Here is a 15,005-nt window from a genome sequence, read left to right as displayed (position 1 = left end):
CCGCGTGACCCTGCTGCGTGACCTGATCGATATTCCGACCTCGGTCGGTGACGGCGACTTCGTGGTCAAGGCGGCCGAGGGGGCCGACCTGCACCGCTATGTCGTCACCGACCAGCTTCGGGAGAACTTCACCGACGCGATGCGCCGGATCGGGCACGCGGTCACCACCGGCAGATCCCAGGCGATGTTCCTGCACGGCTCGTTCGGCTCCGGAAAGTCGCACTTCATGGCGGTGCTCCGGGAGATCCTGGAGCACAACCCGGGCGCCCGGCAGATTCATGGACTGGCCGAGCCGATCGTCGCCGCCGAATCGTGGCTGCCCGGCCGGAAGTTCTTCAGCCTGACCTGCCACATGCTCGACGCGCGCTCGGTCGAGCAGGCCATCCTGGAGGGCTACCTGCGGCAGGTCAGCGTCGCCCACCCGGAGGCGCCGCTGCCGCCCGTACACCGGTCGGACGGCCTGCTCGACGACGCCGCCGCGATCCGGCGGGGGATGGGTGACGAGCAGTTCTTCGCCGCGCTGCGCGACGGCGGCACCACCCCCGGCACCGGCGGCCTCAACCTTTCGGCGTTGCGCGCGCAACGCGAGGGCTGGACCCCCGAGCGGTACGCCGAGGCGGCGGCCGAGCCGCCCGGCACCAAGGACCGGGACGCGCTGGTCAGCGCGCTCACCACCACGTTCTTCACCGGCTCCGTGCACAGCGCCGAATACCTCGACCTGGACACCGGCCTCGCCGTGATCACCCGGCACGCCAAGGCCCTCGGGTACGACGCGCTGGTGTTCTTCCTCGACGAACTGATCCTCTGGCTCTCCACCAAGATCAGTGACCACACCTTCGTCAACACCGAGGGTGCCAAGCTCAACAAGCTGGTCGAGTCGGCCGACGCCGCCCGCCCACTGCCGCTGATCTCGTTCATCGCCCGGCAGCGCAACCTGGAGGAGTTCCTCGGACCCCAGGTCGGCGGCACCGAGCGTGAGGCCCTCGCGCACGTCATGCGCAGCGTCCAGGGCCGGCTCGGCGAGATCGTGCTCGCCGACACCAACCTGCCGGAGATCACCGAGAAGCGGCTGCTCAAGCCGAACGACGACGCCGCCCGAGCGGTGCTCGACAACGCTTTCGGCGCGGTCCGGCACAACCGCGAGGTGTGGGACACCCTGCTGCTCGGCGCCCAGTACGGCGACGCCGGCATCGGCTCGGACGCCACCGCGTTCCGCCAGCTCTACCCGTTCTCACCGGCCCTGGTGGCGACCCTGGTCGCGCTCTCCCAGGCGTTGCAGCGGGAACGTACCGCGCTCAAGGTGATGACCGAGTTGCTGGTCGACCGGCGGGACATCCTGCGGGTCAACGACCTGATCGGGGTCGCTGCCCTGTTCGACCCGCTGGTGCTGCGCGGCGAACTGCCCGACCGGCCCAAGCTGAAGCAGATGTTCACCGCCGCCCGGACGCTCTACCAGACCAAGCTGCGGCCGATCCTGCTCACCCTGAACGGCATCACCGAGGAGCGGGCCGCCACCTCCAGCCAGTTCCAGCTCGACGACAAGCTGATCAAGACGTTGCTGCTCGGCGCGCTGGTGCCCGAGGTGCCGGCCCTGCACAACCTCACCGCGGCAAAGCTGCACGCGCTCAACTTCGGCTCGATCACCGCGCCGATCCCCGGCTACGAGAACACCGTCGTACTCAACCGGCTGAAGAAGATCGAGCAGGACGCGGGGGAGCTGCACCTCACCGACGACCGCGATCCGGTGGTCACGCTCAAACTGCACACCGTCGACTTCGACAAGCTGCTCGACCTGGTGCCCAACGGGGAGACCTCGGCCGGCGTACGCCAGCAGTTGCTGCGGGAGCTGATCAGTGCCGAGCTGGGGCTCGCCGGGGCTGAGGGCGCGCACGGGGAACTGCTGCAACCCCGGGAGTGGCGCGGCCGGCGGCACTACGTGCAGGTTAAGTTCGGCAACGTACGCGACCCCGACAGCATGCCGATCGCCGCGCTGGTCTCCGCAGGCGAGGGTTGGCGGATCGTCATCGACTACCCGTTCGACCCCCGCGACTACCCACGCAGCGACGACCGGGCCCGGATCGACACCCTGCCCCGGGGTTCCAACACGGTCTTCTGGCTGCCGTTGTATTTCACCGACGACATGATGGCCCGGGTCGCCCAACTCGCGAAGATCAACTATTTGCTCGGTACCGGCGGCAACGGCGACCGGCTCAACACCCTGGCCGCAGACTGGCCGCAGAGCGATCGGCAGCAGGGCAAGGTCTACCTCCAGCAGCGGCAGAGCCAACTCCGCGATGGCATCCTCACCGCGCTGAAGCAGGCGTACGGGGCCGCGAATCCCCAGGCGTCGGACGTCCAGGAGGATTCGGTCGGAGTGCTGCACACCCTGGCCGACGGGCTGCGAATCGGCGATCCCCGTGGTGGCACCCTGGCCGACGCCTTCCATAACCTCACCGGGGAGCTGCTGGAGTGGAGCTACCCCGGCACCCCGACGCTGCCGGTGGACGAGAAGCCGCTCACCCGGGCCGAACTGACCAAGGTCCTCGACTATGCCCGGCTGGCCGCCGCCGACCCGACCAACGGCGTCGCGGTGAGCACCCCCGCCGACCAGCGGATCCTGCGCCGGATCTGCAACAACCTGCAACTCGGCGAGATGATCGACCACCGGTACGTGCTGGAGATCGGCACCTGTTTCTGGAGCCGCCACCTGCTCCAGGAGGCGGCGAAGCACGACTATCGGAAGCACTTCCCGGTGAGCCTGCTCCGGGAGCTGCTGGACCAGCCGAAGAAGCGTGGCTTCGACCGCGACCTGCAAAATCTGATCATCGCGGTGTTCGCGTTGCAACAGCAGCTCGGCTGGTACCACGACGATGACAAGGTCAGCGTCGCCGGGATCGGCGGTGTCGAGGACCGCTTCACCCTCCGCGAGCCGCCGATGCCGTCGGAGGATGACTGGCGCAAGGCGGTGCAGTTCGGCCAGCCTTTCTTCGGCACAGTGCTACCGATCTGGCGCAGCCCGACCAACCTCGGCCCACTCGCCGCCGACCTGCGCCAGGTGGCCAAGCAGTACGTCGGATCGGCCACCCAACTCGTCAACGAACTGACCGGTCACGCCGACCTGCTCGGGCTCGATCCCGGCGCGGCGACCGGTCGGCTGTCGACCGCCCGCCGGGTGGCGAGGTTGCTGGAGAACGTGGCCGCCGAGACCGACGACGTGGTGCTGGTCGGACTGGTCGCCCGCGCCGATCTCGGCGAGGTCGAGCCGCTCGGCGCGAGCGAGGTGTTCAAGAAGGCCGACTCGTTGATCCGGGCACTCGCCGGCACCCAGTGGCCGATGCTGGCCGCGATCGTACGGCGGGCCGTCGACGACGATCGGGCCCGGGTCATCATCGAGCAACTGCGCATCGCGGCCAACCACGAGCAGCACGCCATGGATCTGGCCGACGCCCTCCGCCGGGCGGTCGCCGACGCCGCCGCCCTGTTGGCCGAACAGACACCGAAACCCCCGATCGTCGATCCACTTCCGCCGGTGCATCCGCCGGTCGAGCCACCCATCGTTCCGCCGGTAGCACCGGGCGGAACCACGCCGAAACTGCCGCCGGTCGATCCCACCGACCCGGACCCGCATCGGGAGCTGGTGGCCAGCGAGGAGCAGTGGCGGACGGTGGCCGGGCAGATCGAGGCCGAGGTGAAGGCCGGCCGGCAGGTCGTCGTCACCTGGCAGGTTCAGCCCGCGCAGCAGGATCCCGAGGTGAGCTGACCGATGACCACCCCCCGTCCGGCGGTCCGGCCGGCGGCCGTACGCCGCAAGGTCGAAGCCTGGCTCGACGAGCAGGACGACGCCGTCGCCATCGCGTTGCAGGCCCGTCCCGAATGGTCCGAAAAGTCGCTGCTCATCGTTGCCGGCACGACCGTGCGGGTGGTGCCCTGCCCCACTCCGATCGCCGCCCGGGCCGCGCTTCGGGACCGGGCCGAGACCGAACGGTTGGTCCTGCTCACCGAGCTGACCGACGCCGAACTCGGCGACGGCCTGCTCGCCCACCTGAGCGCACACAAGACCCGCAGCGTCGACGCGTGGGATCTGGTCAAGCAGACCTTCGGCGGTCGGGTGCACCTCGACACGACGCTGATCCGGACCGGCCGGTGGGTCGCCGACGCACTCAGCGACCTCGCCCCGGCGGACGGCTGGCCGCCCCCGCCCGGCACCATCCTCACCCGGGCGTACGCGCTGCGCTGCCTCGCCGCCGAACTGCTCGGGCTGGCACCGGACGAGCTGGACAGCGCCGGCCTGTTGCAGTGGAGCACCAACGCGCCCGCCCAGCTCCGATTCCTGGAGATGCAGTCCGGCTGGGCCGACGGGATCACCGACTTTCTCACCGAGGTTGCCGGGCCGGCCACCGTGCCGGTGATGGCCGCCGTCCGGGCGGGGCAGGGGGTCGACGCGATCCCGCTCGGACTGCTGGCCGGGGTGCTCTGGCCCCGCCGGGCGGAAACCGCGCCGGACGTGGAGGTGGCGGTCGCCCGTACCCGGCTTGAACCCCGCTTCGGCGGCATCAGGCTCACCGCGACCCAGGCGTCGGCATTCCTCGACGCGGCCGAAGCCTGGACCTATCGGGCCCTCGACTCCGACCAGGAAACCCAACTCGAAGCGCGCCGCATGCTGCACCGCGCCGAGGCGATCGCGGCCGAGATCGACGTCACCGACCGGCTGGCCGCCTCCGCCCTGCTGCCCACCGGCTTCACCCAGCGGATGCGGGCATTCGCCGCCGCCGTCCGGCTCGCCCTGCCCCCGGGGACCGCGCTGACCACCGGCACCGTCTCGTCCGCCGAGGTGGGGCGGGTCCAGCAGGCACTCGCCGAGGTGGAGTCGCACCGGGCGGCAGACAGCCCTCGCGTCGAAACCGCCCGGATGGCCGTACGCCTGCTGCGCTGGCTCACCGCCGTCGACGGTCCGGCCCCGGCGACCCTGTACGACGCGCTGCATCGGCAGGTCCGCGAGGACGCCTGGGTGGACCGGGCCCGGCTCGACATCTTCGCCGGGGACGCCGACCAGCAGGTGGCGCAGGCGTACCGGTTGGTGCACCGTGCGGTCGACGCCCGCCGGGCCCGACACGACCAGCAGTTCGCCACCGCGTTGCAGGCCGTGACGGGCGCGGAGGCCGAACCGGGCCGGCTGCTGCGGGTCGAGGATGTCCTCGACCGGGTGGTCCAGCCGATCCTCGAACACGGCAAGCGGGTGCTGCTGCTCGTCATGGACGGGATGAGTACGGCGGCGGCGACCGAGCTGGCCGACTCGATCACCCGGCTCGGCAACTGGCTGGAACTCACCCCCGGCGGGGGAGAACGTACCGGGGTGCTCGCGGCGCTGCCGACGGTAACCGAGGTCAGCCGGTGCAGCCTGCTGGCTGGTCGGATCGCCGTCGGTGACCAGACGGCCGAGCGGCGAGCCTTCGATGCGCGCTACCCGACCGGCAGGCTGCTACACAAGGCCGCGCTGCGGGCCGCGGCCGGTTCCGCCGTCGACCCGGAAGTCGCCGACGCGCTGGCCGATCCCGGCGTACCGCTGGTCGCCGCGGTCATCAACACCATCGACGACGCGCTCGACCGCAGCGACCCGGGCACGATCGAGTGGGGCACCGACACCATCATCGCGCTGCGCAACCTGTTGGCCCTGGCCCAGGACCGCATCCTGATCCTGGTCTCCGACCACGGACATGTGGTCGACCGGGGCCCCGACGCGGTGTTCGTCTCCGCCGAGACCAGCGAAAACCGCTGGCGACCGGCGGTCGGGGCGCCGGGCGACGGAGAGCTGCTCTTCAGCGGCAGCCGGGTCGCGCTCGGCGACGGCCAGGTCGTGCTGCCCTGGCGGGAGGAGCTGCGGTACGGGCCGCGCAAGGCCGGCTACCACGGTGGCGCCTCCACCGCCGAGGCGGTCATCCCGCTGCTGCTGTTCAGCGCGGTGGACGACAACGCCGTGCCCGGCTGGGCCGCCGCGCCGGTGCCGAGCCCGGAGTGGTGGCGCGAGCCGTTGCCGGGCGTCGCCGCCGCTGCGGACGGTGGAACGGCGGCCGGTCCAGCCAACGCCGGTAAGCGCCGTGGTGCCGGCAAACCCCGCAAAGCGGCCCAGGACGAGGGTCTGTTCGAACTGCTTCCGACAGCGGCACCGGCGCAGGTCGATGCTGCTACCGAGACCGTCGCCACTGCCGCTCCGCCGGACAGCGGCCCGGGGGACCGGACCACCGCACTGGTCGAGGCCCTGCTCGCCAGCGAGATCTACGCCGCCCGTCGAGGCACCCGGGCGCCCCTGCCAGACGAGCGGGTGGCGGCCCTGCTCACCGCGCTGATCATCGGAGGTGGTCGGGTCACCCTCGACACCCTCGCCGTGCGCGCCGGCATCCCGGCCCACCGGATCTCCGGCGCGTTCACCGCGCTGCGTCGGCTGCTCCAGGTGGAGGGCTACCCGGTACTCACCCTCGACGCCGACGGCACCACGGCGAAACTCGACGTCAAGCTGCTCGCCGAGCAGTTCCAGCTGGAGTCGTCGTGACCCCGGAGGTGTCCAGTCGGCGCCGTCGGGACATCATCGACGCCCTGCGCCGGGGCGTGGTACCGGTCAACGGGCTCGACGCCCTCGCCGTGGGACTCGACCGGTTCACCACCGCGCTCGACGACGACCTCGACCGGGTGGCCGGCAACGGCAGTGTCTTCAAGGCGATCCGGGGTGAGTACGGCGCCGGCAAGACCTTCTTCACCCGTTGGCTGGCCGAACGGGCCAAGCGACGTGGCTTCGCCGTCGCCGAGGTGCAGATCTCCGAGCTGGAGACTCCACTGCACCGGATGGAGACGGTCTACCGCCGGCTCGTCGAACAGCTCAGTACCGAACAGTTCACCCCCAGCGCACTGCGGCCGGTGCTGGACGGCTGGATCTTCGCGCTGGAGGAGGACGTACTCGGCGCGGGCACGGTGACCGAGGAGGACGCCGACGGGCTGGACCGGGCGGTGGGGGAGCTGCTGGAGCGGCGGCTCGCCGAAATCTCCCGGAGTACGCCGGGGTTCGCCGCCGCCCTGCGCGGCTATCGCACCGCCACCGCGCTGGGTGACCATGCCACCGCCGATGGTCTCGCCGCCTGGCTGGCCGGTCAGCCGCATGTCGCGGCACAGGCCCGACGTGCCGCCGGGGTGAAGGGGGACCTCGACCACTTCGGTGCGCTCAGCTTCCTCCAGGGACTGCTGACAGTGCTGCGCGACAGCGGCCACCCCGGCCTGCTGCTGGTCCTCGACGAGGTCGAGACGCTGCAACGGGTCCGCTCGGACGCCCGGGACAAGGCGCTGAACGCACTGCGCCAACTCGTCGACGAAATCTACGCCGGCCGGTTCCCCGGACTGTTCCTGCTGATCACCGGCACTCCCGCCTTCTTCGACGGGCCCCAGGGCGTACAGCGGCTCGCCCCGTTGGCCCAACGGCTGGCCACCGGTTTCGACGCCGATCCCCGATGGGACAACCCACGGGCGATCCAGCTCCGGCTGCCCGGCTTCGGTCAGGAGGCCCTGGTCGAGTTGGGCGTACGCGTCCGGGAGATCTATCACAGTCCACGGGTGGACGCGAAGATCGACGACGGGTACCTCGCCGAACTCGCCCGCGCCGTCACCGGCCGGCTCGGTGGCCAGGTTGGCGTCGCACCCCGGATCTACCTCAAGAAGCTCGTCGCCGACGTGCTCGACCGAGTGGACCAGTTCGACGACTGGGACCCACGGCGGCAGTACGAGTTGACCCTGCGCACCGACGAGCTGAGCGAGGTCGAGCGGAACGCGGCCTCGGCCGACGACATCGAGCTGCCGATGTGAGCGTTCCACCCTCCGCACTCGACCCGGTCGTACTGCACCACATCGTCAACGACCTGGGTTGGCGGGACCTGCGCCCGTTACAGCGGGACGCCATCGGGCCGATCGTGGCTGGCGAGGACGTGCTGCTACTCGCGCCGACCGCCGGCGGGAAGACCGAGGCCGCAGCGTTCCCACTGCTATCCCGAATGTCCAGTGAACGGTGGTCGGGCACCAGCGTGCTGTACGTGTGTCCGTTGAAGGCGCTCCTCAACAACCTCGAGCCCCGGCTTCGGCGATACACCGGCTGGGTGGGTCGCGGAGTCGCGCTCTGGCACGGCGACGTCAGTACCTCTGCCCGGCGGAGCGTCCTGTGGCAACGGCCGGACATACTGCTCACCACCCCCGAGTCCCTGGAGTCGATGCTGGTCAGCGTCAACGTCGATCACCGGCTCTTCTTCGCCGGGCTGCGTACGGTGGTGGTCGACGAGGTGCACGCGTTCGCCGGTGACGATCGCGGGTGGCATCTGCTGGCGGTGCTGGAACGGCTGACCCACGTCGTGGGGCGCCCGGTGCAGCGGATCGGGCTGTCCGCTACCGTCGGTAATCCCGCGCAGCTCCTCACCTGGCTGCAGGGCTCCGGTGCTGGGGTGCGCCCGGCGCAGGTCGTCGCGCCCGAGATGTCGGCGCCCGCTGCGAGCGCGCCCGCTGCACAGTCCGCGGAGATCGAACTCGACTATGTCGGGTCGCTCAGCAACGCGGCAACCGTGATCGCCACCCTGCATCAGGGCGAGAAGCGCCTGGTGTTCTGTGAATCCCGTCAGACGGTCGAGGAACTCGGGCTGCTGCTTCGCCAGCGTGATGTCACGGTCTTCCTCTCCCACGCATCGCTCTCCGTAGACGAACGTCGCCGTGCCGAGCAGGCGTTCGCCGAGGCACGCAACTGCGTCATCGTCTCCACCAGCACTCTCGAACTCGGGATTGACGTGGGCGACCTCGATCGGGTCATCCAGATCGACACACCCGCCACAGTCTCGTCGTTCATGCAGCGGCTTGGTCGTACCGGCCGTCGACCCGGTGCCGCCCGAAACACTCTTTTCCTCTGCCGCAGCGCAGACACGTTGGCGGCGGCCGCCGGACTGCTGCTGCTCTGGAGCCGGAGCTGGGTCGAGCCCGTTCTCGCACCGCCGGAGCCACGGCACATCGTCGCGCAGCAACTGCTCGCGGTCTGCCTTCAGGAGCACCGGGTCGGTGATCGTCTGTGGCCACGGTGCTGGAACGGCCTGGAGCCCTTCGGACCGGCAGCCGAGCCGATCGCCCGCCATCTGATCGAGCATGGCTATCTCGACCGTGACGGCGGGATGCTCTTCATCGGGCCGGCGGCCGAGCAGCGGTTCGGCCGCCGGCACTTCATGGAACTCACCGCCGTCTTCACCGGGTCGCCCGAGTTCACCGTGCTACACGGACGAGCTGAACTGGGCCGGGTCGACCCGAGTCTGCTGACCGAACAGGTCCACGGCGACCGGCGGCTGCTGCTGTCGGGCCGGAGCTGGCGGGTGACGTACATCGACTGGCGCCGCCGCCGATGCTTCGTCGAGCCGGCCGACGGCGGTGGGCGGGCCCGGTGGCCCAACCGGGGCTGGGCGGGCCTGGGACTCGAACTGACCCGAGCCATCCGCGAGGTACTGCTCGGGGCGGACCCACCGGTCAAGCTGACGAGGCGCGCCGTTGACCGGCTTGTCGCACGACGCGAGGAGCTGAGCGAACTCGTCCACCCCGGCGGAAATGTGATTCTGCGTGACAAGGATGGCGATCTGCACTGGTGGACCTGGGCCGGCTTCCGGACCAACGCCACCCTGACCGCCACCTTGAGCGACGTGGTCGATCCCGCATCACGATTCGACGATTTCAGCATCCGGCTGCGAGAAGACCTGATGCCGAGCCAGTGGCGGGAGCTGACCACGGACGCGGGGCAGCGACTCTGCCTACCCGAGGTCAGCGACAAAGCCGTGAGCGGGTTGAAATTCAGCGCGGCGCTGCCGAAGCGGCTCGCCGTAGCCACCCTCGCTGCCCGTTCCGCCGACATAAAGGGCGCCGGCACGGTCCTGACCGAGCCGACGAGGTTCGTCAACCTGCGGGGCTGACGAGTGTCGCCACGCTCGGCTGAGACTGCGGTCGTGTACCGGGAACCCGTAAGGTCGGCGACCGACGCGGTGGGTCGCGGGACACGGATCGATGCGGCCCGCCGAACCCAATGCGGTTCGACGCGTCCATCATGATGTCGGGGGAGCGGTCCAGCGTGATCGTAGTACCGATCAGCTCCAGGCTTCTTCGTAATGTGAGCGTGGATGGATTCGCTGGATACCGTTGATCTCGTCCGGGTGGGTGCTGTGGCCCTAGATCCTTGGGTTCGACAAGTCTCGATCAGACAGATCCGCGCCCGGCAGAGGAAGGCGGTACGGCCGACACCTCAAACCTGCCCGACTTCGAGGTTCCTCTGCCAGCTCTGGCGAAGTGCTCCAGGAGGAGATGGTGGCGGAACTGGTACACGGGGCCGACCGCCCGGAGGATGTTCCTCCTCCGCGCGTCTTCGAGGAAGGCCATCAGACGCAGCGGCGTTCCCCTGGTGAGGGCGAGTTCCACCATGGCGTACGCGGTGACCACTCCGACGTTCCTCGCCAGTGCGGCCATGAGAGCGGTTAGGAGGGCGAAGCAGGCGCCCGTACCCAGGCCAGCTCGAACGCCGCCGACCCACCCGGCCGACGCCCCCGTTATGAGGCCCACCGCGAGGCCCACCATGATTCCGAGGACAAGTCGTAGGCCGATGTGGTGCCGCCACACGTCTCGCGGACCGAGCGACCGGGACTCGATCTCCGCCGGGCCATTTCCTTCCCGCAGTGGTGCGAACGAGGACCCCGAACCCAAGCCGATGATCGTCCCCGACACCATCTCGTAGCCACGACCGGTAATGAGAATCGCGCCGAAGGTCAGCGCCAACGCTCCCGAGTACAGGACCCAGGGTGGCGGCGGATCAACTCCCAGTACGCCCGCTCGCGTGACCGCCACGGCCAGTGGACCGGACGCGGACCACACCGCGAGTCCCACGGGTATCGCCCGCAGCGGGAAGATGTCCCGCCAGCCAGCGCTGGCGACGGCGCCGTGCTCGCCGGACTTCGTGATCATCGAGGACAGGTACAGGCAGGCGGCGAGACCCGACGCGATCGCGTTGAAGACGACCCAGCCCGGTTCCATCGCATACTTCAGGAGGAAGAAGGCCGCGCTGGCCTGGAGCACTCCGGCCGCGATCCCGGCCACTAGGGCCGTTCGGCGGAACGCGACCCATGATGGGAGCGTCCACCACTCCAGCGACTTGTCCTCCTGCCGGTCGAGCCGTTCGGCAAGGAGCCGCAGCGTCCGTTCGGCCGTCTGGACCGAGTATCGCGGCGGCGGCTGGCGCGGACGATGCCCGTACGCCGAGTGCGTGACCTGGTCGAGGAGGTGGCGCTGGATCGCCAGCGGGGTGGGAAAGCGGTCCCTGTCGAGTAGCTCGTCGACGCGTCGGCCGTCGTCCGGGTCGTCGTAAACCTCGTTGACGAGGCTGACGAACAGCGGATTGGACAGCGCGGTCGCCAACGTCCCGGCTGGTTCCCCGTCGAGATTCGCCACCACGGCAGCCCAGGCCGCAGGGACCGGTTCCGGCCGGTCGTGCAGGAGGTAGGTCACCGCGTCCGACGGGTCGACGTCCTTGATCTCGATGACCGCTGTGGAGCCCTGGGGCGCCTTCTGTAACGTCGTGGACGTCTCGTATGAACGCGAGATGAGAACGATCCGGAAGTTCGCGGATCTCAGCGCCGATAGGATGACCGGCCGCAGGGACTTCTTGACCTCATCCAGGCCGTCGAGGAGGACGGCGAGGCGCCCGTCCCTCAGCAGATCTTCGGCTCGCGTACGGCCGGACCGGCCACGGAATATCGTGTACTGACGGGCCAGTCTTCCCGCGATCCACTGCGTCGGGTCTTCGTCGTTGGGATTCCAGTCGGACAGGTCGAGCATGACGGGTACAGGGATCCTCCGGCGCTGCTCGGGCCCGACACCGACGCTCTCCCGATACCTCAACGCTTCGCGGAGGAGCAGGACGGCCGTCGAGGTCTTTCCGGCCGCGGCGTTTCCGGTCAGGATGAGCCGCCCGGAGGCGAGCCCGCCGTAGACCGCGTGCAACTCGGTCAAACCGCCGCCCGTCGTCAGGGTCTCCTGGGTGGCCGGCGGAAGGCCGGGCAGCGGGGCGAAGCGTTCCCAGCCCTGCGTCCCGACGACCGACTTCAAACGCTTGGCCACTCGACGCGTACTCAACTGCCAACGCACCGGCAGCAGTGGAGGCGCTGCCAACCGGCGAAGCTCGGCTTCCCTGGCCCACTGCTTCTTTACCGCCGTCGCCAGTCTGTCCGCCCAGTCGTCGAGCGTCTGCTCGGCTGCGGCCTTGCGTGATTCCAGCCGCGTCATGGCAAAGCCGGTCACGATCAGGATCGCAAGCGCGGCGTACTCGTATCCGGGCGGGATGCCACCGGAGACAACGTTGGTCGCGATCGCCGCCAACATGCTCAGCCAGATCACGTAGCGAGCTATCCGAAGTGACGGCACGCATACTCCCCGCTCGGTCGTCTATCGGTGGTCCAGATGATCCGCCGCGATGACATTGGTTGGCGCGGTTCGGTCAGCGGACGACGGTGACGACGCCGGTCAGGGTGGTGGCGACCTCGACGCGGTCGCCGCCGTTGCTCCCGCTGCGAGTGCTCTTACGCCACTGAGCGCCGGCCGGGTCAACCATGATGGACCTCCCCAATGACATTGGTGGTTGGGCGCGTCGATTGTCCACCATCGGGCGTGATGGCACCCAGGGTGTTCCAGAACTGCCGGGTGACCGGCGGCCACGACCAGATCCGTGATGGATCCTCGGTGGTGCACGGCCACCTGCTTGCGACCATGTGAGCCGTGTCCGACGATGCCCTCCTCGCACGCGTCCAGCGGCTCTAAGCCACCCTGGCCGGGGCGCCGGTCACCTTCACGGCCTCAGCCGTCGAGGCGGCGGTCTCCCCGCAGTCGCTGCTGTGTCCGCCAGGCTGGGTGAGCATCGTCGTCATGGGAAACGCCGCTATCGCCACCACCCCTGAGCGCAGCGTCGCCGAGATCGTGCAGCACGCTCTCAACGGACTCCCCGCCCCCGCCATGACCGACATCGGCGCCGTATGTGCCAGGTTGCCGGTAATCGAAACTCTGGGCCCGGCGACCCTGGCCTACTGCGACACGGCCAGCTTTCGTCCAGGCGAGCCCGGTGCCGTCCAGGCGAGCCCCGCCGACCACACCGACATGAGAACGCTGCTCGCACGGGTTTCGACCGAAGACGCCGACGAGTCCGGCCTGGCGGAGATCACATCACCCGCGTTCGTGGTGCGTAGCGGATCGCACATCCTCGCGGCAGCCGGCTACCGCGCCTGGCCCGGCAACACGGCTCACCTCAGCGTGCTGACAGCCCCAGCCGAACGCGGACGAGGGCTCGCACGCGTCGTCGCCGCCGCAGCCGTCGCCGCGCTGGAGGCCGACCTGCTACCCCAGTGGCGGGCTCGTCCCGAAGCGTCACGACGAGTGGCCCCAGCCCTCGGCTTCAGCGAACTGGGCTCACAACTCAGCATCCGCCTCATGACCGCCGACAGCCGCGCGACACGCTCCTGATTCACGACCGGTCCAGGTGAGGTCGAAGGCGAGGGCGGATGCCCCCTGGCCGGAGGCCGACGGCGCCGGTTAGAACGGGTCGGTCAGCGGACGACGGTGGCGGCCTTGACTCCGGCGACGAAGGCGGACAGGCGTACGGGGAAGGCGAGGACCGGCAGCAGCGGGCCAGGTCATGCCTCGACAAAGTCCTCGAGAAGCGCCCGTGGGGCGTCGTCGATCTCCCCGGGCTGTGGCGCTTGGACGGTCACCGGCTCTCCCCAACTGTGGTAACTGAACCTGACCATGGCCAGCTCCGGCACGACGCTCGGCACGTCGATCTCGATCCAGCTCCATCGGCCCTGAGGTTCGGTGAAGACCTCGAACGGAACCGCGGTCATCCGCTCGGTGAACTCGTTAGGCGCCCGCCCGCCGACACGCCTCGACCTGGTCAGGTCGATGGTGCCGAGAAAGGTGTGCCCGCCGTCCCGTTTCGCGTCAACGATGCTCCTCACCAGGGTGACGGCACCGCTTGGGTCGTCCTCCGGCATGAAATCCAGCGCACCATCCTTCGTGACGCCCTCAGCCGGCGTCCGCATCCACTTCCGTGGCAGTCCCGGCAGGCCAGACAACCTTATGTAGTGGTCCTGTTCCGTCCGGATCAGCTCGACCACCAGGGTCTCGCCGTCGCTCTGGTCCAGTTCCATCCGCATGGTGCCCTTCCGTCCGACCGGATCCAGCCTGGCCTCCGAAGTCATTCCCGGCGCACGCATCGAGACCCCGATGGTCGTAAAGTTCATCCGCGCCGCCGACTCCGCCAGCTTCTCCAGTGGGGTGAGCTGCCTCGAGGTGGTCTCGACGGGCATGGGTCGCCCGTCGGCCCTGCCCGAGAGCCCGCAGCCGTTGAGGGCTAGGGCAAGTGAGACGACGACCGCCGTCAGCGCCCTTGAGGCATGCCAGCGAGTTCCCATCGAGGTACTCCTTCCGCTACCGCGCCCTCGGCGCCGGGACCAGGCCGCCGGATCCTAATCTGTCCTTTGGGGCTCGTCGTCGCCGGGTTGGGACATGTCCTTCTTGCCGTCTTCGCGGATGTGGTCGTCCCGGGGCCGGCACCGATGGTGGGGCACGGCGGTCCTGGTTGTAGCGAGTCTGCACCGCGCGTACGGTCTCCGGCTGCTGTACTGGTTGCGTCGGGACCGTGGTCATGGCCGGCAGCGCGGGCCGGCGGGCCGGAGTGCCGTGACCGCAGCATCCTCGGTTTCGATCTCGGCGTCCTGGCGACGATCCTGGTCAGCGTCTTGGTGCTAGTCCTGCGGGGGTGCCCTCGGTGATCGGTGGATCCCCTGCCTGATGTCTAGACGAGTAGTTCCGAAGTCTGGGGTCGATGTCCGGGCATGAGGAGAGGGCATCCAAGATCATGTTGTGACGCAAGACCTGGACACCCTCTTGACCGCACTGTACGTGAAGATCGACGACATGAT

The 15,005-nt window shown here is 69.4% G+C and carries 8 protein-coding genes; 5 read left to right on the top strand and 3 right to left on the bottom strand.

The annotated features are described in order from the left end of the window. Positions 1-4 precede the first annotated feature (4 nt). Genes I0C86_RS01545 through I0C86_RS01530 form a run of 4 tightly spaced genes read left to right on the top strand, consistent with a single transcriptional unit; the run spans position 5 to position 9,965 of the window. Positions 5-3,760: a phage resistance protein gene (locus I0C86_RS01545; protein WP_196199362.1), complete on the top strand. Its 3,756-nt coding sequence runs from the start codon at positions 5-7 to the stop codon at positions 3,758-3,760. 3 nt (positions 3,761-3,763) lie between these two features. Beyond that, positions 3,764-6,547 (top strand): BREX-2 system phosphatase PglZ, encoded by a 2,784-nt coding sequence (gene pglZ, locus I0C86_RS01540; RefSeq protein WP_196199361.1) that lies wholly within the window; start codon positions 3,764-3,766, stop codon positions 6,545-6,547. After that, a complete protein-coding gene (gene brxD / locus I0C86_RS01535) occupies positions 6,544-7,845 on the top strand; it encodes a BREX system ATP-binding protein BrxD (RefSeq protein WP_196199360.1) in 1,302 nt (433 codons plus the stop codon). Before pglZ ends, brxD begins: the two co-directional genes overlap by 4 nt. After that, positions 7,842-9,965 carry a DEAD/DEAH box helicase gene (locus I0C86_RS01530; protein ID WP_323373411.1) on the top strand — a complete coding sequence of 708 codons (2,124 nt, stop codon included), beginning with the start codon at positions 7,842-7,844 and terminating at the stop codon, positions 9,963-9,965. Before brxD ends, I0C86_RS01530 begins: the two co-directional genes overlap by 4 nt. A 280-nt stretch (positions 9,966-10,245) precedes the next feature. On the opposite strand, the gene I0C86_RS01525 is transcribed toward I0C86_RS01530, so the two are convergent. Then, positions 10,246-12,459, bottom strand: a complete 2,214-nt coding sequence (locus tag I0C86_RS01525) for an NACHT domain-containing protein (protein ID WP_196199359.1) — start codon at positions 12,457-12,459, stop codon at positions 10,246-10,248. Positions 12,460-12,532: 73 nt separating this feature from the next. Next, a complete protein-coding gene (locus I0C86_RS01520; protein ID WP_196199358.1) occupies positions 12,533-12,646 on the bottom strand; it encodes a DUF397 domain-containing protein in 114 nt (37 codons plus the stop codon). Between the two features lie 296 nt (positions 12,647-12,942). Here I0C86_RS01520 and I0C86_RS44815 point away from each other — a divergent pair, with 296 nt between their 5' ends. Beyond that, a complete protein-coding gene (locus I0C86_RS44815) occupies positions 12,943-13,548 on the top strand; it encodes a GNAT family N-acetyltransferase (protein ID WP_323373410.1) in 606 nt (201 codons plus the stop codon). Between the two features lie 170 nt (positions 13,549-13,718). Here the strand turns inward: I0C86_RS44815 and I0C86_RS01510 are convergent, their stop codons facing one another. After that, positions 13,719-14,495, bottom strand: coding sequence for a hypothetical protein (locus tag I0C86_RS01510; protein WP_196199357.1), 777 nt, complete (start codon positions 14,493-14,495; stop codon positions 13,719-13,721). Positions 14,496-15,005 lie beyond the last annotated feature (510 nt).

It is taken from the genome of Plantactinospora alkalitolerans (assembly GCF_015690345.1).
Taxonomy (GTDB): Bacteria; Actinomycetota; Actinomycetes; order Mycobacteriales; family Micromonosporaceae; genus Plantactinospora; species Plantactinospora alkalitolerans.
Note: the sequence above shows the minus strand (reverse complement) of the source record. Positions and strands in the feature narration are given on the sequence as shown.

Bases quoted from the DNA above. Each gene is read 5' to 3' on its own strand.
- pglZ (WP_196199361.1), top strand. From the start codon at position 3,764: ATGACCACCCCCCGTCCGGCGGTCCGGCCGGCGGCCGTACGCCGCAAG.
- I0C86_RS01510 (WP_196199357.1), bottom strand. From the start codon at position 14,495: ATGGGAACTCGCTGGCATGCCTCAAGGGCGCTGACGGCGGTCGTCGTC.
- I0C86_RS01520 (WP_196199358.1), bottom strand. From the start codon at position 12,646: ATGGTTGACCCGGCCGGCGCTCAGTGGCGTAAGAGCACTCGCAGCGGG.